We start from the raw sequence: 23723 nt of genomic DNA, 5'->3' as shown, positions 1-23723 counted from the left end.
ATGAAAGGTGGAAAATTCCAATGGCAATTTCTGCAGAAAAAAAGACAGAAATCATGAAGGAGTTCGCACGTCACGAAGGTGATACTGGTTCAGTTGAAGTACAAGTTGCAGTTTTAACTGCTGACATCAACTCATTGAACGGGCATATGTCTGAACACAAGCATGATTTCCATTCACAACGTGGATTGATGAAGAAGATCGGTCGCCGTCGTAATTTGTTACGTTACTTACGTAACAATGACGTATCTCGTTACCGTGACTTAATCGCTAAGCTTGGTTTGCGTCGTTAATTTTTAGCGCGTAAATATAGTAGGACATAAATCATCAAAGGAGAATAGACATGCCAATTATTGAAGGTTCAATTAAGCGTGCTCGTTTGAACAAAGTACAACGCGAGCGTAATATCGCCCAAAGTTCAGCATACCGTACTGAAGTGAAGAAGTTCCGTAAAGCTGTTGAAGCTGGATCTGACAATTTACAAGAATTATATGTAAATGCTTCATCAGCACTTGACCGTGCTGTTTCAAAGGGTTTGATTGCAAAGAACAAGGCTGCTCGTGATAAGTCACGTTTGGCTGCTTTGCTTAAATAATAATTAATGCCAACTAGCTTTTGCTAGTTGGTGTTTTTTATCTAAATTTTATCAAAAAGACTGAAATGAAATTATTCCAGTCTTTTTTTGTATAGCGATAATATAAATTACTCCTTTAAAGTCTAATATTAAAGATTAACGCCAAACTAAAAGATAATAAGGGGTTGACATAATATCATACCGCATATAGTATATAGAGGTGATATATTATACGACATATAGCGTTATTTAAAAAACAATATTAGAGGAGTCTAAAAATGAATATTTTAAATGTTAAAAATGTTTCCAAGATTTATGGTAAAAAGGGTGAAAAGTCATATGAGGCTTTAAAAAATTTAAGTTTCTCGATGGAGAAAGGTGAATTCATCGCTATAATGGGTGCTTCAGGATCAGGAAAGTCAACTCTGTTGAATTCAATATCAACCTTAGATACGCCAACATCTGGTGAAATTGTCATTGATGGTGAATCTATCGCTAATTTATCAGGTCATAAGTTAGCTCAATTCCGTTCACAAAAAATTGGTTTTATTTTTCAAGAGTTTAATTTATTGGAGAATTTAACAGTGGCAGAAAATATTGCATTACCGTTATCTCTACAAGGAACCTCAGCTGGTAAGATTAAGGTAGCGGTTCAACACGTTGCTAAGTTATTACGAATTGAAAATTTGTTATCTAGTTATCCAGAAGAAATTTCTGGAGGACAAAAACAACGAACTGCTGCTGCACGGGCTTTAGTTCATAATCCATCCATTATCTTGGGTGATGAGCCTACTGGGGCTTTAGATTCAAAAAATGCTCATAGTCTTCTAGATACGATGCAAGAAATGAATCAGCAACAGGATGTTTCGATTTTGATGGTGACACATGATGCTATGAGTGCCAGCTACGCCAATCGGGTTCTATTTATTCAAGACGGTCAAGTTTATCAAGAATTAGTTAAGGGTCAAGAAGAATCAAATGAATCATTTTATCAAGATGTTTTAAAGGTTGTCTCACAATTACAATAAGATTGAATTAGGAGTTTGTAAAAATGTTACTAAAATTATCTTTATCAGGGATTCAAAAAAGAGCTCGTGATTATATTGTTTTATTCTCAGGATTAGTTTTGACGGTGGCAATATTTTATATGTTTGAAGCGGTTGCGACTAATAAATCATTTATTCATTCCAGCTCTTCGCTTAGTGTTTTGCCAACGATTTTTCAATTAGGATCCGTTTTATTAGGGATGATTACAATTTTTTATTTAATGTATGCTAATTCGTTCTTATTAACGATGCGCCAACGCGAATTTGGAATGTATATTATGCTTGGTGCTAAAAAAAGCAAAGTCATTCAAATTATGTTTGGTGAAACATTCTCAGTTGGATTATTATCACTTTTGACTGGAATTGGATTTGGAATTGGATTAACTGGATTGGTTAGCCATCTATTGATTAAAATTTTAGATTTCAAGGCTCCGCATTTTCAAATATGGAGTGGACAAGCTTTTAGTTTTACAGTAATTTTCTTTATTATTTTATTTATCTTAGGAGCAATTTTTAATGGATTAATTTTGGGAAAAACAAAAGTCATTGACTTATTAAAAGGTGAAAAGCGGGTTAAGCGGGTTAGAATTAAAGCTCCTCAAAGATTCACTTTATTTATCTTATCAATAGGATTGTTGGCAATTGGATATTATGCGTTATACCAAGTTGGTAATGGCAAAATGCAATTAAATGGAATTATTACAGGTTTGATTACAATTCCAGCTGGAACTTATTTTGTTTATCTTGTTGTGGTTACGCAAATTATTAATTGGATCAAAGCACGACCACAAACTATTTCAAAACAATTAAAGACATTTACATTAAGTCAAATTGACTTTCGGATGGGTCAATATGCGAGAATGTTAGCGGTAGTAACGATTTTACTAGCGATGGCGTTGGGAAGTCTAACAGTTGGATTGGGTTTTAAGAGTAATGTGGCAATTGTAAATGATCGTAATTATTATTATGATGCTGTTTTACATAACGTAAGTAAAGAGGAGCAAAATTTGATAAAAAATAGTGATATGCAGTCTAAAATGACTAATTATCAATATAAAGTTATGGGTGAAAAAGTATATTATTTAGATGATGATTTAGCTTTACATGTGCCAAAAATTAGAATGGATGGTAAAAATTTTGTACCTGAAAAGACAGATTTAAAAGCCAAAAAATTATCAAACACATGGCAAACGGTTTTAAACGATTTGTATCCATATTTTATGAATCCTGATTTATCTAAGTTGAAATCGGTTGAAACTTTGACTAAAAATGAATTCAACACAATTAAAGAACCAGTTCAAGTTACTACAGTTGTTAAAACAAATGATTTTCATCAATATTCGAAGATATGGAATAAGTTAGACCAGCTGGAAATTAAACATAATAACTTAAATGGTGAACAATATCTAAGTCGCTATAAAGGTGAACAAGAAATAGGCGAGATGGCTAAAGGGTTAGAATTTATGGGCTTCTTCTTAGGGATTGCATTCTTAGCCATGATGGCAAGTACCTTGATGTTTAAGATTCTATCTGGGGCGCAAGATGATCGACGTCGTTATCAAATGCTTCTTAAAATTGGAACGCAAAAAAAGGTTATTAAAAAATCGATCGCGCAAGAATTAGGTTGGCTGTTTGCGATTCCAGCTGGTGTAGGGTTAATTCATGTTTTATTTGGATTACAAATGTTTAAGATGATGATGACTCGTCCGTATCATCAAATTTGGATTCCGATTGTCATTATGGGACTTTTTTATATGATATATTACTTAATTACAGTAGTTATGTACCAAAAATTAGTATTAAAGGGTGATTTAACGAAGTAAATAAGTGTAAAATGGTATGAGAATTACTTAGATGGTTAAAGGCCATTTTAAGGTATCTTTCATACCATTTTTTAATCACCAATATTTTTGTGCTTCAATATATGAATGATATGATATATTTAGAAAAAATAATTTCGTGGAAATATGATAAAGCGATATAATGTTAAGCGTAGCTGAATTAAAGTGTAGAGGAGATTCTCATGGCCTTAAAGAAGAAAGCACGGCAAGCATTGATTTTAGATATTTTGAACCATCAAGTGATCGATTCACAAGAAGATTTAATGAAAGCTTTGGAACGAATGGGCTATGAGGTAACTCAGGCCACGATTTCTCGGGATATTAAAGAGTTGAGGGTCGTACGGCGAGCTGATAAGCACGGACAAAATAGATATCAAGTCTTACTAGAAAATGTAGAGACAACGCCTAACTTAGTTATCGAGGGAGTTAAGACGATGGCAACCGGAGCTACACAAGTTGAATTTATGATTTCGGTCAAAACAACGCCCGGGAGTGGAAATCGCTTAGCAGCCTTGATCGATGCAAATCAAATTGATGAAGTTGTTTCAACGATTGCAGGACATGATACCATTCATGTATTATGCAAATCTAAAGCAGCATCAGATAGTTTGATTAATAAATTGATAACATGGATTGAATAAATGAATAATTTTTTAGAAAGAATTAAAAAAATACATAACTGGTTTCAGGAACGTTTTAGCCATCTGCATCATCGTTGGGATAAAACGCTGGGGCCGGTCTGGTATCGTTTCCAAATTAATCGATGGATTATTGTGGCTTTTTTAAGCCTGTTTTTTGTTATTAGTATCATGGGAACATTTGAGGCTAAAACAACAGATGTTTCGAATTTGAAAACGCGTTTAAAGAGTACAACTGAAATTTATGATGCTAGTGGAAATAAGGCAGGGTCATTAGCTGGTGGTAAAGGAACTTTTGTATCCTACAAAAGTATTTCTTCGAATATGACTACTGCGGTTTTATCTACAGAAGATCGTAATTTTTATCATGAATATGGTTTTTCGGTTACGGGACTTTCGCGTGCTGCCTTGAAAATCATTTGGCACAAAATTACTTTTTCAAGTTCTGGTGCCTTGTCTGGTGGTTCAACGATTACCCAACAATTAGTTAAGAACGCTTTCCTGACTCAAAATCAAAATATAACGCGGAAAATCCGGGAATTATTTCTCGCAGTTCAGGTTGAAAATGTCTATTCTAAAAATGATATTTTGGCAATGTATTTAAATAATGCCTATTTTGGTGAAGGAGTTTGGGGAGTTCAAGATGCATCTCAAAAATACTTTGGTATCAATGCTAGTCAATTGAATGAGAAACAAGCGGCTATGTTGGCAGGAATGCTTCAATCACCGAATGGCTATGATCCATTAGAGCATCCTGAAGCCGCTAAAAATCGTAGAGATCAAGTTTTACAAAACATGGTGAATAATAAAAAAATGGATCAAGCAACTGCTACGAATTTGATGCAGACAAGTATTGGGGCTGATGATTATCAAGTTACTAGTACTAATTATGAATATCCATACTATTTTGATTCTGTAATTGATGAAGCGATTAATAAATATCACTTAAAAGAACAAGATATTATGCAAAATGGTTATAAAATTTATACAAATATGAATCAAGATGATCAGACCAATTTACAAAATGATTATGCTAATTCATATTTGAACCCAATTGGTGTGGGTTCACAAGCGGCTACAGTAGTGCTAAATGCACAAACTGGAGGTGTTAGAGCGGTAATTGGTGGACGTGGAGCACATGAATTCCGTGGATTTAACCGTGCAACACAAATGAAACGGCAGCCTGGTTCAACAATTAAACCAATTGTAGATTATGCTCCAGCATTGAGCCGTGGTTATTCTTATGATTCAATGTTGCCAAATCATGAGATGACTTTTGGTACAAATAAGTACTCACCGCATAATGCTTCTAATATCACAACTGAAGATGTGCCAATGTATGAAGCTTTGGAAAAATCATATAATATTCCGGCAGTTTGGTTGAGTGAGAAGATCGGTATTGATACCTCATATAAGGCTGGAATTAAGGCCGGACTACCTTTGACGAAGGATGATAAGAATTATGCGATGACTATTGGTGGTATGAGCAAGGGAGTGTCACCATTACAATTAGCTCAGGCCTATACAAGTTTTGCTAATGGCGGAACTATGTCAGACGCACATTTTATTACCAAAATTGAAGATGCCAGTGGACGTGTGCTAGTCAATACGGTGAAGCCTAAGAAAACTCGTCTCTGGTCAACTAAGGTAACGAATGAAATGACCAGTATGTTGATGGGTGTTTATACAAATGGAACCGGTGTAGCTGCTGATCCAAGTGGGTATCAAGTGGCAGGTAAGACTGGGACGACTGAGTTTAGTAGTAAAACTGATAGCGATAATACGACTAGCGAAGCCACTGATTCCTGGGCGGTTGCATATACACCAGATATTGTTAATGTAACTTGGACAGGAAACGATAATGGATCAGTGATACCTTCAAGCTTAGATCAAACGGCTGGGCCATTGATGAAACGTTCGTTGGAGCAAATTATTCCGAATACAGCACAAACTTCATTTAAGGTTAAGAGTATCCGAACACAAATTGCGAATGATAGTTTGAATTTTAATGGTACAAATAGCCAAATTTCTGATAATATTAGTGGTATTACTGGTAACATTACATCAGGATTGAAAGAGACCGGAAGTACAATTAAAAAAGGTGCTGAAACGGTTTGGAATGGATTAAGAAATAACTTAGGATTTTAAGGGAGAAACATAATGATTAATATTTATGATAATGTCAACGCTGTTGCCAGTGATTTGGTTAAAACAGAACAATATACTGCATTACAAGTAGCATTAAATGAAATGCACGCTGATAAGGAAGCTGAAGCAATCTTTAAGCGATTCCAAGCAGAACAACAAACAATGCAAGCTGCCATTCAAGGTGGTACAGAGCCTAGTGAAGACCAAATCAAAAGCTGGCAAGCTGTGGCTGCTGATATGGATACATCAGATGTATTGAAGAAGTTGATGGCTGCTGAAGGAGCAATGAATAACTTGTTGCAAGAGGTTAATGAAATTGTAACTAAGCCAATCGCAGAATTATACAAGTAAATTATTAAATGTCAAAAAAGGGGGGAGGTTGTGAGAACGTTCCTCCTTTTTATTACCAAAAATATTTTTAGAAAGTATAAATAAAGTATATAAATAATGGTTAAATTTATTCATGCAGGAGATGTACATTTAGGAAATGCGTTTATTGGATTAAGCGATATTCCTAATTGGTTGATTGAAAAATTACAGCGGGCAACATTAGATGCTTTTCGTCGTTTAATTGATATGGCGTTACAAGAAAAAGTTGATTTGGTTTTACTACCTGGGGATGTTTATAATACCAATGAAGTAAATCCACGAATTCAATTATTTTTGATGGAACAATTTGAACGTTTGCACGAAAAAAGTATCCCAGTTGTATTAAGCTATGGAAATCATGATTTTGTAAAATCAGTTGAATATGCACCATTATTCCCGGAAAATGTGCATATTTTAGGAACTAGTGTTGAAACATTGCTTTTTAACACAGATCAAAATGAACAAATTGCAGTTTCTGGTTTTAGCTACAATAATCGTCATATTAATGAAAATATGACGATTGATTTTCCAATGAAGCAGAACGAAGATTATCATATCGGAATGTATCATGGAGCATTAGGAATAGCTGGTAGGGATGACTATGCACCTTTTAAAATTAGTGATTTAAATACCAAACATTATCAATATTGGGCTTTGGGACATATTCATATTCGTCAAACCTTACAAGAAAAACCTTTTATTGGCTATTCAGGTAGCTTACAGGGCTTAAATCATAAAGAAGATGGCTTAAAAGGCTTTTATCTAGTGCAAAGTGATGAAAATCATCAATTGCAGCCAACTTTTGTATCCAGTGCTCCAATTGTATGGCAAACAATCAATTTAAAAATAGAAGCGAATCAAGAAATACAAGCATCGAGTTTGATTGAATTAGTGAAAAGTACAATTGAGCCACAGGAGCATATTTTTTTGTTAATTCAATTAAAATTGACAGTTGATAACCAAAAACAACTTCAAATGGTGAATTCAAATGCTTTTTATCAGCAACTAAAAAGTAAATTTCAACCAGATGATCACATGTATATTTACCAATTAGAGACTAAAGCTCAACAATTAATGATGACGATGCCAGAATTATCAGCAGAGTCTAATTTAAAAGAGTTAGATAAATTAGTTACAGTAGAACATCTAGTTGAAATGGGCTTAAATTTAGTTGATAATACGGCTGTTTTTGAATTGTTGATAGATCCAGATAATCTTGCTGAAATTAAAGATAAGATTCAGTTGAAATTAAAAAAGATCCAAGGAGGTGTGCAAGATGTGGATTAAACAAGCACAAATTAACAGCTTTGGACAATTCCAACAGATCAAATTTGATTTTGAAAATGATTTTCAAGTGGTTTATGGGTTAAATGAGGCCGGAAAAACTACTCTGCATCAGTTTATTAGTGGTGTCTTATTTGGCTTTCCAACTGCTCGGGGAAGTAAGAAAAAAACTTTTGAAAATGTGGTGGGAGGAACTTATGGTGGGAATTTAACGATCAATGTTCATAACCAAGACTATCGAATAACTCGGATAGGCCGAACGGAATCAAAATTGAAATTAACTAATTTAAATAGTGAACAAGAATATGACAATCCTGATAAAAAACTACAAGAAATATTAGCGCCATTAACGTCTGAATTATTTAATGCCATTTATAGTTTTGATCAGGAGGCGTTGTTGGCAATTTTTAATTTGCGCCCTGATTCTTTTAATGATCATTTGAGAAGTATTGCTACACCTGGAGCCGAAGAATGGATGCAAGTTGCGACAGATTTAGATAAGACGGCGGCTTTGCAAATGGGACGTACCAAGACGGCTAAGCGTCCGATTAATCGGGCTTTATCAAACTTAAATCAGCTTGAACAACAATATCAGCAGCGGTTGACTCAAAGCCCTAATTTATTAGAATTGGAACAAGAATTAAATCAACGACGACAAAATTTGAATGACCTACAGGAACAACAAAAAATGCAACAAAAACGGGCTGCAAATCAAAGCGATTTAGCCGCGTATCGGCCAGCCTTACAACAATTACAACAGTTGGATGATCAGTTATCAAATCGACAACAAATGATGGAACCAGAATTATCACAGAAAATTATAGCTTTAAATTTTCAAATTCATACGGATGTGCAGTCCGAAGCGCCTTCAATGACTCAAAGTCAATTGGATCAAGCTGATCTTCATTTGGAATTATTAGAGCAAATATATTCTAAAAAGCAACAACTTGAAAAGGATTTGCAAGATGACGAGCAACAATTACAAATGTTGCGAAGTAAGTGGCAGGTTGACAACTTACCTAAGCCCTTGAGTACTGAACAATTAAGTGCGTTTCAGGAAACCGAATCTAATAGTAATGAACAATTCTTAAAACCTATGATATTATGGGGAGCTGTTTTTATTATTTTGGGTATTTTGCTTTTATTAGTACAACAAATTAGTGGTGCAAGTATTTTGATAATTATTGGGTTAGGATTAATTGTATGGCAATATGGACATGTACAAGGTATTTCTGAATCTAAGCTTGATTTAGTTGAATTTGATTCTGAATATCAAAATTGGAATCCAGAGATGGTTGAAATAGTACAAGGTGATGCCAGAGAACAAATGGTTCTCAAAGATAACATTGCAACTGATCGGGAAAAACTACAAAATATACAAGGACAAATCATACCATTAAATCAAGCTTTAGCATGGCTTGTACAAGATGGTAATCATAATCAGCAGCGTTTGAAATTGTCAGAGCTTAAATTAAAGCAACAGCAGTTTGATCAAGAACAGGCTAAAAGATTGAAGCAACAAGCTACTATGCAAACACTATTGAAAAAAATCGGCTTACAGTCTTGGTCAGAATTTGAACAACGGCAAATTGAAGATCAACAAACCAAAGAATTATTAGAAAAACAAAGATTATTGAATGAGCAGTTGAAGGATATTGATAGAAAGTCACTAGAAGGGCTCCCGGATGATAATCAACGCATTAAAGATCAACAAAAAATGCTACATGAAATTAATCAACAGCAAGCCTCTTTGACTCAATTGGAATATCAATTGGAACAAATTAAAAAAGATGATAGTTTAGAATATTTGAGCCAACAATTAGCTGACGAACGAACACGGGTTTTTGAAGATCTACAACAATATTTTGTTAATAAAGTACTAAGTCAATGGGTTCAATCTATATTAAATCAAACCATTGGGGAACGGTTACCGCAGTTAATGAAGCAAGCTAGTGAATATTTACAGTCTCTGACGGAAGGACGCTATATTGAACTTAAATACACGAAAACACTTATTCGTGCAAAAAATAAAAAAGGTGAACTATTTAATTTAATTGATTTATCCAAGGGAACAGCAGAACAAATTTATGTAGCATTACGTTTGGCCTTTATTCAGCAAATGGACTCAACAGCACAGTTTCCAATTCTAATAGATGATGCCTTTGTCGATTTTGATGCTAAACGGCGAGTAAATTTAATTAAAATTTTAAAACAGTTTGTAGCTACTGGATATCAAGTGATTTATTTTACGGCTCATCAAATTGAAGAAAATAGTATGATAAATTTATCAAATCTGGAACGGGGTGAGGACTATGAATGAACAAAAACAATTAAAAGATTATCAATTGGATGAAAATATTCAAATGTTTGCTTTATTAAAACAAATCGATTCAAGGGTTACAAATAGCGGTAAACCATATTTAGCAATTACTATTGCTGATCGATCAATGGAAATTTCAGGGATGAAATGGGATTCTAATGAAGCAGAATTTAAAGCATTAGAGGCTGGACAAGTTGTTTTTGTTAAAGGAATTCGACAATCTTATCGTGATAAACCTCAATTAAAATTCTTAGAAATACGGCCAGCACAATCCGGTGAACCTCAAAACGTATCTGATTTTGTACCTAGTGGACCCATGAAAGCGGCAGAGATGGAAGAAGAGGTTAATACTATAATATTTAAAATTATTAACCCCACTTGGCAACGAATTGTAAGATTCCTATTGAACCAATATCGTGAACAGTTTTTTGCTTATCCAGCAGCAAAATCAAATCATCATGCTTTTGCTGGAGGATTAGGCTATCACACACTCTCTATCGCTCGTCTTGCTCAAAGTGTGGCAAAACAATATGAACAAATTGACGAAAGCTTATTATTAGCTGGGGCGTTGCTGCATGATCTGGGAAAAGTTATTGAACTCTCAGGACCGATTGCAACTACGTACACAGTACCAGGTAATTTAATTGGACATATTGTTTTAATTGATGAGCAAATTGTACTTGCCGCTCAAGAATTAAAATTAGATCTATTTAGTGAAGATTTAGTACTATTAAGGCATGTGGTCCTAGCTCATCATGGTCAATTGGAGTATGGATCACCAGTTCGACCACTAGTTCAAGAAGCTAATGTTTTGCATCAGTTGGATGAGTTGGATGCTAATCTTCAAAGCTTTGCGAATGCCTTGGATGATACTAACCCGGGAGAATTTTCGGGACGAAATTGGGCCTTGGATAATCGTTCAATTTATCGTCCAATGGGAAATTAGAAAAACTATATTTACTTTTTGTAAGTTAAATGCTATGATTAATTTAATAAGTTAAACGGTTGCAATGGTGTTTTAATCAGCTTTGTAGCAATTTTAGCTTTAAATAAAATTAATCGAAATGGGGACTTTTGAAATGACTAAATATGGGGTATTAATTGGTTCATTACGTGAACATTCATTTTCTGCAGGAGTGGCACATGGTTTAGTAAAAGGGTTACCAGCTGATGCTGAAGTAACTTATTTAGAAATTGGAAATTTACCATTTTATAATCAAGATTTTGATGCTGATTCACCAGCTAGCTTTACAGAGTTTAGAGCACAAGTGGCAGCTCAAGATGCCTTCATCATGGTTACACCTGAGTATAATCGAGGGTTACCTGCTGTTTTGAAGAATGCTCTTGATATTGCATCACGTCCTTGGGGAGAAAGTGTTTGGGATGGTAAGGCAGTATTGCCTGTTTCTCAATCGATTTCTGGAATTGGTGGAGCTTTAGCTAATCATACCTTACGACAAACAATTGAATTTTTAAACATGAAAATCATGACACAACCAGAGATGTATATTGGGAATACTGCGAGCTTAAGCGACGACGAAGGTAATATTACCAACGAGGATACAAAAAAGTTCTTAGCTGATGTAGCAAGTCAATTTGATACATTTGTTAAAAATAATTAATTTATAATATTTTATTGAGAACTAAGCGGTTTTTAAATATTATTATGTTTTGACTTGAAATGTTATCAAGTTATTGTTATAGTTATCAATGGTTTAAAAACCATATTAACGATGTTCCGCTGGTCGGATGATTAATGAATGTCGATTGGGAGATTTGATATGCGTCAAAATGCATTGTTAGAAAAGTTAACTGAGTCACAATTACGTTCAGACTTGCCTGATTTCCGTGCCGGAGATACAGTTAAGGTTTACGCACGTATCGTCGAAGGATCACGCGAGCGTATCCAATTGTTTGAAGGTGTTGTAATCAAGCGTAAGGGAGCTGGAATTCAAGCTACTTATACTGTACGTAAAATTTCAAGCGGTGTTGGTGTGGAACGTACATTCCCATTACATTCACCACGTGTTGATAAGATCGAAGTTGTACGTCATGGTCGCGTTCGCCGTGCCAAGTTGTACTACTTACGTGTTTTGCACGGTAAAGCAGCTCGTATTAAGGAAGCCCGTCGCGGTTAATTTAAAACAGCAGCTTAAGAAAAGCCACCCTTTTGGGCGGCTTTTCTTTTTTTATAATTAATAATATGTGGATGTTATGAAAAGTTCGTGATCTATTTGGAGATAATATCGGAAAGAGCAGTGCAGTTTTACAAATGGTTTAGTATAATAAGGGAAACATTAAAACATAAAGGAGCGCATTAAAATAATGGATTTAGAAGAAATGCAAGCGCGCCAAAGTCATATTCGTAATTTTAGTATTGTTGCGCACATTGACCACGGGAAATCCACAATATCTGATCGGATTTTAGAGGCAACTCATACAGTTGCATCACGAGATATGCAATCGCAATTATTGGATACCATGGACTTAGAACGTGAACGTGGAATCACAATCAAAATGAATGCAGTGGAAGTACATTATCAAGCTAATGATGGAGAAATATATATATTCCATCTTGTTGATACTCCAGGCCATGTCGATTTTTCTTATGAGGTTTCAAGATCACTAGCTGCCGCTGATGGGGCGATTTTAGTGGTTGATGCTGCTCAAGGAGTTGAAGCTCAAACATTGGCCAATGTATATTTAGCAATGGATAATGATTTAGAAGTTTTGCCACTGATTAATAAAATTGATTTGCCAGCTGCTGATCCAGAACGAGTTCGTCAAGAAATTGAAGATGTAATTGGATTAGATGCATCTGAAGCAGTTTTAGCTTCTGCTAAGAAAGGAATTGGAATTCCTGAATTGTTGGAGCAAATTGTCAACAAATTACCAGCTCCTGGTGGTGAAATTGAAGCACCCTTAAAAGCTTTAATTTTTGATTCAACATATGATGCTTATAAAGGTGTTATTTTAACAGTTCGTGTTAAAGATGGAGTAGTTAAACCAGGGGATAAAATCAAATTTATGAACTCTGGGGCTGAATATGAAGTAACCGAAGTTGGTGTAAATTCACCTCACGCAATTAAACGTGAATTTTTGATGGCGGGAGATATTGGTTATGTGGCAGCTTCGATTAAAAGTATTAAAGATGCTCGGCCAGGAGATACAATTACTACTGTAGATAATGGAGCTGATGAACCACTTGATGGATATAAACCAATGACACCAATGGTTTATTCTGGACTATATCCTTCTGATAATTCTAAATATAATTATTTACGTGAGGCTTTAGAAAAACTGCAATTAAACGATGCATCTCTTGAATTTGAACCTGAAACATCCCAGGCTTTAGGATTTGGCTTTAGAACTGGTTTCTTGGGAATGTTGCATATGGACGTTATTCAAGAACGTTTGGAACGTGAATTTGATTTAGATTTGATCACAACAGCCCCTGCTGTAACGTACCATGCATTTTTGAAAAATGGTACGATGGTTGAGGTTGCAAACCCATCTGAATTGCCAGATGCTGGTGAAATCGAATATATTGAAGAACCGTTTGTTCATGCTCAAATCATGGTACCAAATGAATATGTTGGATCAGTTATGGATTTGGCTCAGCGAAAACGAGGTGAATTCGATACGATGGATTACTTAGATGCAAATCGAGTTAACGTAAAGTATTTCTTACCGTTGTCTGAAGTTATTTTCGAATTTTTTGATACATTAAAGTCTACAACGCGTGGATATGCCTCATTAGATTATGAATTAATTGGATATCGTAAGTCTGAGTTGGTAAAGATTGATATCTTATTGAATGGTGAGAGGGTGGATGCTTTGAGTTTTATTGTGCATCGTGATTTTGCACAGGAGCGTGGGCGTTTTATTACGACAAAGTTAAAAGATTTAATTCCGCGTCGTAATTTTGAAATTCCGGTTCAAGCAGCGATCGGTTCTAAAATTATTGCGCGTTCCACGATTAAAGCTTATCGAAAAGATGTTACATCTAAAATTCATACTGGTGACCCAGATCGAAGAGCCAAGTTGTTGGATAAACAGAAAAAGGGTAAGGCACGAATGAAGTCAGTTGGAACTGTGGACGTGCCACAAGAAGCATTTATGGCAGTCTTAAAAACTGACGATGACAGTACCAAAAGTTAAATTTATTTATAAAAAGATCTGTTGATACTTATGAATAAGGCTTTTGTACATAAGGCTGATATGTTATAATAGTTTGGTTAATAAATCTGACTCTGTTTCCAAGATGGATCAGGGCTATAAGGAGAAACATCATGCAAGAAGGAATTCACCCAGAATACCGCGACGTTGTATTCGTTGATACTACTACTGGAGCTCAATTCTTAGCAGGTTCAACTGTTAAGACTGACGCAACTGCTGAATTTGAGGGAGTAACTTACCCAATGGTTCGTGTTGAAACTTCATCAGACTCACACCCATTCTACACTGGTAAGGCTAAGTTTACTCAAGCCGACGGAGCTGTTGACAAGTTTAATAAGAAATATGGTCTTAAGAACTAATTAAGCCTATGATAACCCTGATGTTCCAACAAATACGTTGGTATATCAGGGCTTTTCTTTGTTTAAAAAGGTCGTGATGGAATATGATCGATTGTGATGGGAATTGAATTTTGGGCACCTTTTGGGCACTTTTTCATGGTTATTTTAAACTTGGACACCATTTAGGCATCGTTTAAAAAACATTTGGTAGTATTGAAATAAAATAGCTGTTATATTCTTAATGAAGTTTATAAACCAAAAATATTTATGGGATAATGTCTATATAATTGAAAGGATATATGAATAAGTGTATAAAAAGACCCAAAGTATGAATTTCAATAATTTTAAATATCTTTAATCGATAGGATATAAATAATTGTGATCATATTTATTAGGTTTATTTTATTCATAATCATATGTAATAAATAATGAGAAAAGTAGATTTAATTTTAATGATTTTGGTAATTACAACAACTGTTATAAATATGTTTATTAATACTGGTTGGCTAATAGTATTTTCATATTCATTAATGCTTGTGTGGGGGATATGGCGTTATAGGACTGAGAGAAATCAAGCTTATATGTGGGTCTCGATCCTTTCTGTTATTACAATCATTTTATCAATATTGTAAATCATAAATATAATGATAAAAAGAAGTGTATGGGATTGTCGTGTATATTAAAATTAAGATGAAACATTTAGTGTAAGCTGATGATATGATTGGTAAAATAAAGTTTAACTGAATATAAGTTGCTTTTTGTAATAAAAGATGTTAATATTAGTTTATTGGTGCTGATAAGCACTTAACAAATTTCGTAAATTTGAGAAATCACTAGTTAATAAACTATAAAATGATTCTTTTAGATAAAACCTAAATAAATTTATGAATGTGTATTTGTAGCATAAATGGTAATGCAATTTAATTCTTTATTTCCATACAGAGAGATGTTATGATTCTGATTTAGTGAGATATGAGCTCGAAACTCTTCAGATACATTTGTTAATAAATCAAGGTGAGAGTAGTTCACCTATGTAAAATGTACTAACTCATCGTTAGTGCATTTTTTTGTATACAGAAATAGATAAGGTGGTAAGAGTATGTTAAATACAATTTTTCATATTGATGAAAATAGTAAATGGGAAATGGTAAATTCAAATATATACCATTTATTTGAGTGGATGAAGTTTAATCATGAAAATGGGATTATTGAATTAGTCATTAATGGAGATGCTGTTGAAATGGCTAAAAAAGATTCATCTGTAATTTTAAAAAAATTGACTGAATTAGATGTTCAAGTTATGATCTGTGAAAATTCATTAAATCAAAGGAATATTCTTTTGAATGAAATTCAAGATCAAGTTAAATCAGTGTCATCTGGGGTGGTTGAACTGTCTTTGCAACAAAGGGCGGGATTCAGCTATATTAAACCTTAAGTAAAGTAAGATAAGTTAAATTGGTGGATATTTAAGATGAAATGAGTTAAATTAATGGTAACCTTGTCTATTAATCACTTAAGGAGCTTGCTATGCCAAAAAAGATGCTGATTTTAATTGATTTTCAAAATGATTTTATTGATGGTTCATTAGGAACGCCTGAAGCTCAACAAATTATTCCTGCAGTTTTGAAAAAGTTATCCGAATATTCAAAAGATGAACGAATTGCTACGATGGATACGCATGGTGAAAATTATTTATCTACTCAAGAAGGTAAGTATTTGCCAGTCATACATACCCAATATAAGTCACACGGTTGGGAAATTTATCCAGCAGCTCAAGTAGGATTTAAATATATTATTGAAAAAAGTACCTTTGGTTCAATTGAATTAGCTCAATTATTATTAAATGAAAAGGTGGAAGAAGTTGAACTAATCGGTTTAGATTCTGATATTTGTGTAATATCTAATGCTATTTTGATTAAAAATATAGCACCAGAAATTAAAGTAATGGTAAGTGCCCACGCAACAGCGGGAACTACTCCACAAAAGCATGAGAATGTATTAGAAGTTTTAAAAACATTACAAGTCGATATTATTGATTAATAAATAATTGAAATGAATAGATTGTGAGAACGATCATTTTATATAAAGGCAAGGATGTTTATTTCCTTGCCTTTTTTGTTATAAATATACAATGTGATTTAGATTTGCATTGAAGCACTTTTGTTAAAAAAAGATAAGAAAAAAACTCTTAAATGAATACGCTTTCATTTTTGAGACATTTCTGTTATTCTATAGATAAGGAAATTTAATTCAATGTAAATTCAAAGGAGGCGACAATATGTTTAATTTATATGCAAACCGTATGCGTGCATTACTAGGTGCCACTGCTTTAGTTGGAGGGCTATTGACAGCTCCCATCTTAATTAACGCAGCACCTCTAGCAAATTCTAATGGGAGCACAACCTTAAGCCTGACAAGTGATCCGAGCGCTATCACGCTAGATACTGTTCCTAGTTTTGATTGGGGTAGCTTAACAACCAAAGCTGCAATTAATGAAAACGGTATCGTTGGATCCCCTGCTCTTCAAGTAACTGATAGCCGTGGAACTGACGCAGGATATCAAGTGACGGCTAAGGCGACAGATATGCAAAATACTGATGAGGTTAATTTACCCATTGTATCGATGACCTTGGACACAGCAGTGAGCGATGCTTCTTTGACAGGAGCGACAAATGCTGATATTAAATCTGGGGAGGCACTGATTCTATCTGGAAATGGTAACTCTAATGGAACGAAACAGACTCAAAGTACAAAAGGTAACATAAAAATTTCAAATAATGCCAAAGTTGGTACATATACTGGAACAATTGTATATACTATTAATGATGGTGCTTTGAGATAAAATATTTTTGAGGTGAAGACCTGCTTCACACCTAATCAGATTTAATAAAAGCAGGCCTAATGGTCTGCTTTTTACATAAAATAGGTAATTAATTATGAATATTAAAAAAATATTGTTTTCGCTTGTGATATTATTAATAATTGGTGGTGGAACTGGTGGAGTCGTTGTGTATGCGGATGATAATCAGCCACAAGCTGAATTTACGGTGGATGGCAAAGCTAATGAATTTCAAACCGATAAGGACACAACCTATGATTTGAAAATGCAACCCGGCGATGAAACGACTTTACATTTAACGATTCAGAATCTGTCAGATGAAAAAGCGACTTATCGGATTGCAATTAATCCTGCTCAAACGTCTGATAATGTCATTATTGAATATGGTAAAAGCGGCAATGCAGATGGATTTGGAGCTAAACCAAATATTCAAATCCGCCAAATTACTGAAATTAGTGACACCAAGTTGACTGTTCCTAGTCATCAAAATAAGGCCTTTTCAATTAAAATAAAAATGCCTCAAAAAAAATATGATGGGATCGTTGCTGGTGGGATTCGAGTTGAAAAGATTACTGAAAGTAGTAAAGAAGGAATTACTAATAAATTTGCTTTTGTAAAGGGATTAGTAATACATCAAAACGATAACAAAGTTAAACCTAAATTAACGATTAATTCCATTAAAGCGAGTCAATATCAATATTTGCCAGGCGTAATTGTGAAAATGAGAAATCCAACAAATATTAATATAACCGAGTTGAAAATGGATACTAAGGTTGTAAATGATAAAACAGGTAAGACTTTAATTAAGAAAAAAGTCGATCAAGGATCAGTGGCCCCAAATTCTCAATTTAATTATGTGCTGCGTCATGATGGTAAAATTCCGGCGGGTAAGTATCATTTTAAAGGGTCTGCAAAAGACAAATATGGGAATCAATGGCAATGGAATAAAGCGTTTGAGGTCAAAGAAGCAGTTAAAAAAGAAACTAATTTTAAAGTTAATGCTACCAGCCCTTGGTTAATAATTTTGTTGGGAGTGATTATCTTATTGCTAATTATTGCATTGATTTGGCTATTTATTTTACTGAGGCGGAAGAAGGAGCAAGAAAATGCGGAATAAAATGAAAATAGTTTTAATCATTTTAGGCGTATGGTTAGGTGCAGGACTTTACGGTAATAATAAAGTTGAAGCCAGTATTACTAATACTAATAATGTTTATCACATTACAACAGGAGCCGATTTAGTAAGCTTAATTGGAGCAACTAATATTGCTGGATATTGGAGTATTACAAATCCAGCACCAAGTTCTTTATCCATATCGGTGGATAAAGATATAACTATTCCAGACATTAATCTGGGAGTGAATAGCAATATTAAAAATTTGGATATCGATTTTAATAATCATATGTATTATGTCAAGAATCGGATATCTTCTTCGTTCATTATGTCCAACTTACAACCTAGCCTTAACGTAACATTGCATAATATTAAATCTTCGAGTGAATATACTAGTGCAACCAACGGAGATGCGACTGTACCGGATCCAACGAATGAGACGGGTAAAACTAGTGGTTATCTATTATCTTACTATTCTTTATTTCGAGGAGATTGGAGTATCGTACCTAGTAATTTTTCAGGTAGTTTGACCTATGATAATGTAAGTATTAATTATCCTAATTTATCAGACGCTGGTGCACAAATGTTTTCAGCTTATTATGTGCCATTACGATTTACTGGACAAAATAATTTTAATATTAAAGGTACTTCTACCCAAGAATTTGCAGAAATATCTGATTTAACGGTTGTTAACGGTAAAACAGCGATGACTTGGGGAAGTGGTGGTGGTAATGATGGAATGTTTAGTGTTGCTTATACTGGACGTAATACATCTAATATTTCGGTGAATACCGGTGCTACTTGGGAAGTAAATAATAACGCTAAAAAAAATATCTTGTATTATGGTCGTGGAATAACAACTAACACTGTGAACATTACTAATAATGGAACAATGAATTGGAATAATCTAGGTTATTCCAATTCAGAAACACCAGCTGCTAATTCAGTTTGGGGCGGGGTGATCTTACCAACTACAACTAATATCAATTTAGGGAATAATGCGGTTACTAATTTCATTTCAAATATTTCGGTACTAAACCCGCAATCTATGGGGAAACTAACATTGACGGCGCAAAATGGAAGCCAGACGATACTGAAAACCAATAATACTAGCACTAATGTTAATCAACGAGTGATTAACGGAAATGGGGCTAGTGGTTCTAAAATTAATTTAAATGCGGTGAAGCTATTTTCGATGCAGGGGCAAACCATTCCACCCGTTCAGGCCAATAATTTAATACTAGATTTGGGGACAACTAGCCCATTAACAATTAAAGGTTTTCAAAATAATGAGCTAAATAGTTTATTTGTGGCTGAGTTGGGTAGCATCACCGGTGATTGGAAAACAAATGATCAAATGAACCCTAAAATTAGTGGTAATAGTTATTTAAGTAATTTGCAGAATGCAACTAGAGTGGATATTCAACCAGGTGAAATTAACAATACTAATCAGGTAAAACCGTCAAATTGGGTATATCAATTAGCTGATAGTATTTTCCCAAATGATAAAAGTAAAGTTTGGTTACCACGAAATGGGGCGACTGATAATCAACAAGTTTTTTCGGTTTTTGATTCACGTGCTCAGCAACACAATTTCACATTACAAGCTTCTGTATCCGGAGATCCAGAACATCAATATGGATTTAAGAAGAATGGCAGTGCAGATGTTATTAATTTAGGATCTGGCGCCCAAAATATTCTACAGGGTGCTGATTTTAATGCCGGTACAAATGGTGACCCTAATTCTGCGGGAAAACTAACATATACTACAGATGCAGAACATGGGTTATTAGTTCAAAGTTCAAAAAGTGATAAGGCTGGGGTATTTAATGGAACAGTTACTTATACATTAGTTGATGGTGCTATTGAATAATATATTTTTAGAGTAAAAAAATGTAAAACTGTATGAGAAATTATTGTAGGTAAGTAATATTCATTATTAGTAGCTTTTTATTGAAAGGTAGATATATTTATATCTACCTTTTTTGATATAAAAATAAAATTTAATTAAATGAATTTACGGTAAACTGTATTATAAATCACAAATGATTTTAAATTGGATGAATGTTCATTGAGGAGAGTGAATATAATTATAAAATTTTAATTTAATTAAATAATTCTCATCGTATATACATTAATTAATAGAATTAACATATATTAAATTAATTATTAAAAATGATTGAATAATTTATTACAGGTATTATGAGTCGATACAGTTATTTATTTTTTCAATTAATGAACACTTCTAACTTTTTATTGTAAGTATATTCACAATCAAGAGTCACAAAAGGTCAAAATAGAGTAACAAAAAGCCTTGCAAGCGAAAGCGCTTTCAAACTATAGTTAAGGCGTAGTAAAAATATTAATCAGTAAACTTTAAGGAGTGTTACTATGCCTGATAAAATGAAACAGCGTTTTGCTTATGCTTTTGGTGCGTTTGGGCATGATGCATACTATGTAACGTTATCAACTTATTTTATGATTTTCGTTACAAGTACATTATTTACAGGTGCTGATAAAGCAACTGAGGCTAAATATATCGGTTTAATTACCTCATTAGTTGTTGGAATTCGATTAGTTGAAATTATTTTTGATCCAATTATTGGAAGTATAATTGATAATACGAAGTCTAAGTATGGTAAATTTAAACCATGGTTAGTCATTGGTGGGTTAGTGTCAGCGGTGGCCTTGGTAATTATTTATACTAATTTCTTTGGGTTAGCAGTTAGTCAACCATCATTATATTTAGGATTATTTGCCGTAATTTTTATTATTTTGGATAGCTTTTATTCATTTAAGGATATCGCCTTTTGGTCAATGATTCCTGCATTGTCAAATGATACCGCTGAACGTGGAACCTTGGCAACTTTTGCCCGGTTCGGATCTTCATTAGGGGCTAATGGTACGACTGCGTTGGTAGTTCCAATTGTGGCTTTCTTTACGGCAATGACAGGTGGTAAAGGTGATGAAAGTGCAGCTGGTTGGTTCTGGTTTGCAATTGTTATTGCAGTTATTTCAGCTGGATCAGCAATTATAACAGCTAAGTTCTCAAAAGAAAATAATACGATCTTACGTCGACAAGAAAAGAATGAGAAATATAGTATTGTAGATGTTTTCAAGGCTATATTTATGAATGATCAATTAATGTGGTTGGCTATTTCATATATGTTTTATGCGATTGCTAACGTAGCAACGACTGGTGTCTTGATGTTTTACTTTAAGTTTGTAATCGGTCGAGTGTCAGAATTTGCTTTGGTTGGAGTTATCTCAATGATTACTGGAATCATTGCTGTCCCACTATTTCCGATTTTGACACGGTTAATTACCCGCCGTTATGTCTTTATTTTGGGAATTATTTTAATGTTATTAGGATATACGTCATTTTTGGTAGCCGGTAATAATATTGGTATTATTACTTTAGGCTTGATCTTGTTCTATTTCCCACAACAATTAATTTTCTTGTCAGTTTTGATGACAATTACCGATTCGGTTGAATATGGTCAATGGAAGAATGGAGTTCGAAAGGAAGCTGTAACCTTATCTTTGCGACCATTACTTGATAAGTTGGCGGGGGCCTTCTCAAATGCCATTGTGGGATTTGTAGCTATTGCTGCTGGTATGACCGGAAGCGCTACGGCAAGTGACATTACGGCGAGTGGTATTCGAACATATCATTTGTATGCATTCGTAATTCCAGGTGTTCTAATGCTAGTTTCAATGATTATTTTCATTTGGAAAATTACATTAACAGAGAAAAAGCATGCTGAAATTGTTAAGGAACTTGAATCACGTTACAAAAAAGACGAAAATACAAAATTATAGAAAATGAGGATTAAGATTATGAAGCGAATTAAAGAATTAAATACAGCTTTTGCTGAAAAATTTGGGCCTAAGACTACACAACAATTTTTTGCTCCAGGACGAATTAACTTAATTGGGGAGCATACTGATTACAATGGAGGACATGTTTTCCCGGCTTCGATTACTTATGGTACTTATGGAGTAGCCGCTAAACGGAATGATTCAAAAGTCTTTTTGTACTCAATGAATTTTGCCACCGAGGGAGTTATTCAAGTTGATCTTGATAATTTGGATTATGATCCAAAACATGGTTGGGCGAACTATGTTAAGGGAATGATTAAGAAGTTACAAGAACAGGGATATTATTTTGACAATGGTTTTGATTTATTAGTTCAAGGAAATATCCCCAATGGAGCGGGGTTATCGTCATCAGCTTCGTTAGAATTATTGGTAGGAGTTATGTTAGAAGACTTATATCAATTAGAAGTGAATCGTTTGGATCTAGTAGAGACTGGTCAAAAAGTTGAAAATGAGTACTTTGGGTTGCATACTGGAATTATGGATCAATTTGCTATTGGCTTTGGAAAAGAAGATGAAGCCATTTTATTAGATGTTAACACCATGAAACATGAAATGGTGCCTGTTGTACTGGGCGATTATGCGATCGTTATTATGAATACCAATAAAAGACGTGAACTCAGTGATTCTAAATATAATGAACGACGATCTGAGTGTGAAGAAGCGCTACGCCGCCTTCAAGCTGGTGGGTTAGAAATTGATTCATTAGGCCAGTTAACGAATGCTGAATTTGATGAAAACCAAGATTTGATTCAAGACGAAATTTTGATCAAGCGTGCTCGACATGCAGTTTATGAAAATCAACGTACGATTGATGCCAAGCTTGAATTGTCAGCTGGTAATTTAAAAGCATTTGGTAAATTATTAGATGAATCACATGCATCATTACGAGATGACTATGAAGTGACTGGATTGGAGTTAGATACATTGGTATCATCAGCTCAAGCCCAAGAAGGTGTCTTGGGAGCTCGAATGACCGGAGCTGGTTTTGGTGGTTGTGCCATTGCTTTAGTTAAAGAATCTGAGATAACTAAATTTGAAAATAATGTGTACGATGACTATTTGAAAATTGTTGGTTATACACCAGAATTTTACGTTGCCCATATTGGGGATGGTGCAATGAAGTTAAAAGATTAAATTCAAAACGGGGAGATGGG

Annotated in this window: 21 protein-coding genes; all 21 read left to right on the top strand. The window is 34.2% G+C overall.

The annotated features are described in order from the left end of the window. Window positions 1–20 precede the first annotated feature (20 nt). The 21 genes from rpsO to WKK_RS01315 all read left to right on the top strand — a co-directional run bounded on the left by rpsO (window position 21) and on the right by WKK_RS01315 (window position 23703). Complete coding sequence (gene rpsO, locus WKK_RS01415) at window positions 21–290, top strand: 30S ribosomal protein S15 (RefSeq protein WP_006845734.1); 270 nt, start codon at window positions 21–23, stop codon at window positions 288–290. Between the two features lie 50 nt (window positions 291–340). Then, a complete protein-coding gene (gene rpsT, locus WKK_RS01410) occupies window positions 341–592 on the top strand; it encodes a 30S ribosomal protein S20 (RefSeq protein ID WP_006845733.1) in 252 nt (83 codons plus the stop codon). 257 nt (window positions 593–849) lie between these two features. Beyond that, the gene (locus tag WKK_RS01405) at window positions 850–1599 is read left to right on the top strand and encodes an ABC transporter ATP-binding protein (protein ID WP_006845732.1); all 750 of its coding nucleotides are present in this window, start codon (window positions 850–852) and stop codon (window positions 1597–1599) included. 23 nt (window positions 1600–1622) lie between these two features. After that, the gene (locus WKK_RS01400; protein WP_013989220.1) at window positions 1623–3440 is read left to right on the top strand and encodes an FtsX-like permease family protein; all 1818 of its coding nucleotides are present in this window, start codon (window positions 1623–1625) and stop codon (window positions 3438–3440) included. A 200-nt stretch (window positions 3441–3640) separates the two neighbouring features. Beyond that, window positions 3641–4099 (top strand): arginine repressor, encoded by a 459-nt coding sequence (locus tag WKK_RS01395; RefSeq protein ID WP_013989219.1) that lies wholly within the window; start codon window positions 3641–3643, stop codon window positions 4097–4099. Then, window positions 4100–6244 (top strand): transglycosylase domain-containing protein, encoded by a 2145-nt coding sequence (locus tag WKK_RS01390; RefSeq protein ID WP_013989218.1) that lies wholly within the window; start codon window positions 4100–4102, stop codon window positions 6242–6244. A gap of 12 nt (window positions 6245–6256) precedes the next feature. Continuing rightward, the gene (locus tag WKK_RS01385) at window positions 6257–6595 is read left to right on the top strand and encodes a YlbF family regulator (RefSeq protein ID WP_006845728.1); all 339 of its coding nucleotides are present in this window, start codon (window positions 6257–6259) and stop codon (window positions 6593–6595) included. Between the two features lie 96 nt (window positions 6596–6691). After that, on the top strand, window positions 6692–7900 hold the full coding sequence (locus tag WKK_RS01380) for a metallophosphoesterase family protein (RefSeq protein WP_013989217.1): 1209 nt from the start codon (window positions 6692–6694) through the stop codon (window positions 7898–7900). Further along, window positions 7890–10217, top strand: coding sequence for an ATP-binding protein (locus WKK_RS01375; protein WP_013989216.1), 2328 nt, complete (start codon window positions 7890–7892; stop codon window positions 10215–10217). The genes WKK_RS01380 and WKK_RS01375 overlap by 11 nt, the downstream gene beginning before the upstream one ends. After that, window positions 10210–11163 (top strand): 3'-5' exoribonuclease YhaM family protein, encoded by a 954-nt coding sequence (locus tag WKK_RS01370; RefSeq protein WP_013989215.1) that lies wholly within the window; start codon window positions 10210–10212, stop codon window positions 11161–11163. The genes WKK_RS01375 and WKK_RS01370 overlap by 8 nt, the downstream gene beginning before the upstream one ends. Window positions 11164–11296: 133 nt before the next feature. Then, on the top strand, window positions 11297–11839 hold the full coding sequence (locus tag WKK_RS01365; RefSeq protein ID WP_013989214.1) for an NADPH-dependent FMN reductase: 543 nt from the start codon (window positions 11297–11299) through the stop codon (window positions 11837–11839). A gap of 159 nt (window positions 11840–11998) precedes the next feature. Continuing rightward, complete coding sequence (rplS, locus tag WKK_RS01360) at window positions 11999–12355, top strand: 50S ribosomal protein L19 (RefSeq protein ID WP_013989213.1); 357 nt, start codon at window positions 11999–12001, stop codon at window positions 12353–12355. A 187-nt stretch (window positions 12356–12542) separates the two neighbouring features. Further along, window positions 12543–14378: a translation elongation factor 4 gene (gene lepA / locus WKK_RS01355; protein ID WP_013989212.1), complete on the top strand. Its 1836-nt coding sequence runs from the start codon at window positions 12543–12545 to the stop codon at window positions 14376–14378. A gap of 131 nt (window positions 14379–14509) precedes the next feature. Beyond that, window positions 14510–14755 carry a type B 50S ribosomal protein L31 gene (locus tag WKK_RS01350; RefSeq protein WP_013989211.1) on the top strand — a complete coding sequence of 82 codons (246 nt, stop codon included), beginning with the start codon at window positions 14510–14512 and terminating at the stop codon, window positions 14753–14755. 1078 nt (window positions 14756–15833) lie between these two features. Continuing rightward, window positions 15834–16169 (top strand): DsrE family protein, encoded by a 336-nt coding sequence (locus tag WKK_RS01345; RefSeq protein WP_013989210.1) that lies wholly within the window; start codon window positions 15834–15836, stop codon window positions 16167–16169. Window positions 16170–16261: 92 nt separating this feature from the next. Further along, on the top strand, window positions 16262–16774 hold the full coding sequence (locus WKK_RS01340; RefSeq protein ID WP_006845666.1) for a cysteine hydrolase family protein: 513 nt from the start codon (window positions 16262–16264) through the stop codon (window positions 16772–16774). A gap of 238 nt (window positions 16775–17012) precedes the next feature. Continuing rightward, on the top strand, window positions 17013–17576 hold the full coding sequence (locus tag WKK_RS01335; protein ID WP_013989209.1) for a WxL domain-containing protein: 564 nt from the start codon (window positions 17013–17015) through the stop codon (window positions 17574–17576). 94 nt (window positions 17577–17670) lie between these two features. After that, window positions 17671–18690, top strand: coding sequence for a WxLIP family cell surface protein (locus tag WKK_RS01330; protein WP_013989208.1), 1020 nt, complete (start codon window positions 17671–17673; stop codon window positions 18688–18690). After that, window positions 18680–20560: a hypothetical protein gene (locus WKK_RS01325; RefSeq protein WP_013989207.1), complete on the top strand. Its 1881-nt coding sequence runs from the start codon at window positions 18680–18682 to the stop codon at window positions 20558–20560. The genes WKK_RS01330 and WKK_RS01325 overlap by 11 nt, the downstream gene beginning before the upstream one ends. 518 nt (window positions 20561–21078) lie before the next feature. After that, complete coding sequence (locus tag WKK_RS01320) at window positions 21079–22509, top strand: glycoside-pentoside-hexuronide (GPH):cation symporter (RefSeq protein ID WP_013989206.1); 1431 nt, start codon at window positions 21079–21081, stop codon at window positions 22507–22509. A gap of 18 nt (window positions 22510–22527) precedes the next feature. After that, complete coding sequence (locus WKK_RS01315; protein ID WP_013989205.1) at window positions 22528–23703, top strand: galactokinase; 1176 nt, start codon at window positions 22528–22530, stop codon at window positions 23701–23703. Window positions 23704–23723 lie beyond the last annotated feature (20 nt).

Origin of the sequence: Weissella koreensis KACC 15510, assembly GCF_000219805.1 — a bacterium.
Lineage (GTDB): Bacteria > Bacillota > Bacilli > Lactobacillales > Lactobacillaceae > Weissella > Weissella koreensis.
Note: the sequence above shows the minus strand (reverse complement) of the source record. Positions and strands in the feature narration are given on the sequence as shown.

Coding starts and splice junctions, on each gene's coding strand:
- rpsO (WP_006845734.1), top strand. CDS start 21: ATGGCAATTTCTGCAGAAAAAAAGACAGAAATCATGAAGGAGTTCGCA.
- rpsT (WP_006845733.1), top strand. CDS start 341: ATGCCAATTATTGAAGGTTCAATTAAGCGTGCTCGTTTGAACAAAGTA.
- WKK_RS01405 (WP_006845732.1), top strand. CDS start 850: ATGAATATTTTAAATGTTAAAAATGTTTCCAAGATTTATGGTAAAAAG.
- WKK_RS01400 (WP_013989220.1), top strand. CDS start 1,623: ATGTTACTAAAATTATCTTTATCAGGGATTCAAAAAAGAGCTCGTGAT.
- WKK_RS01395 (WP_013989219.1), top strand. CDS start 3,641: ATGGCCTTAAAGAAGAAAGCACGGCAAGCATTGATTTTAGATATTTTG.
- WKK_RS01390 (WP_013989218.1), top strand. CDS start 4,100: ATGAATAATTTTTTAGAAAGAATTAAAAAAATACATAACTGGTTTCAG.
- WKK_RS01385 (WP_006845728.1), top strand. CDS start 6,257: ATGATTAATATTTATGATAATGTCAACGCTGTTGCCAGTGATTTGGTT.
- WKK_RS01380 (WP_013989217.1), top strand. CDS start 6,692: ATGGTTAAATTTATTCATGCAGGAGATGTACATTTAGGAAATGCGTTT.
- WKK_RS01375 (WP_013989216.1), top strand. CDS start 7,890: ATGTGGATTAAACAAGCACAAATTAACAGCTTTGGACAATTCCAACAG.
- WKK_RS01370 (WP_013989215.1), top strand. CDS start 10,210: ATGAATGAACAAAAACAATTAAAAGATTATCAATTGGATGAAAATATT.
- WKK_RS01365 (WP_013989214.1), top strand. CDS start 11,297: ATGACTAAATATGGGGTATTAATTGGTTCATTACGTGAACATTCATTT.
- rplS (WP_013989213.1), top strand. CDS start 11,999: ATGCGTCAAAATGCATTGTTAGAAAAGTTAACTGAGTCACAATTACGT.
- lepA (WP_013989212.1), top strand. CDS start 12,543: ATGGATTTAGAAGAAATGCAAGCGCGCCAAAGTCATATTCGTAATTTT.
- WKK_RS01350 (WP_013989211.1), top strand. CDS start 14,510: ATGCAAGAAGGAATTCACCCAGAATACCGCGACGTTGTATTCGTTGAT.
- WKK_RS01345 (WP_013989210.1), top strand. CDS start 15,834: ATGTTAAATACAATTTTTCATATTGATGAAAATAGTAAATGGGAAATG.
- WKK_RS01340 (WP_006845666.1), top strand. CDS start 16,262: ATGCCAAAAAAGATGCTGATTTTAATTGATTTTCAAAATGATTTTATT.
- WKK_RS01335 (WP_013989209.1), top strand. CDS start 17,013: ATGTTTAATTTATATGCAAACCGTATGCGTGCATTACTAGGTGCCACT.
- WKK_RS01330 (WP_013989208.1), top strand. CDS start 17,671: ATGAATATTAAAAAAATATTGTTTTCGCTTGTGATATTATTAATAATT.
- WKK_RS01325 (WP_013989207.1), top strand. CDS start 18,680: ATGCGGAATAAAATGAAAATAGTTTTAATCATTTTAGGCGTATGGTTA.
- WKK_RS01320 (WP_013989206.1), top strand. CDS start 21,079: ATGCCTGATAAAATGAAACAGCGTTTTGCTTATGCTTTTGGTGCGTTT.
- WKK_RS01315 (WP_013989205.1), top strand. CDS start 22,528: ATGAAGCGAATTAAAGAATTAAATACAGCTTTTGCTGAAAAATTTGGG.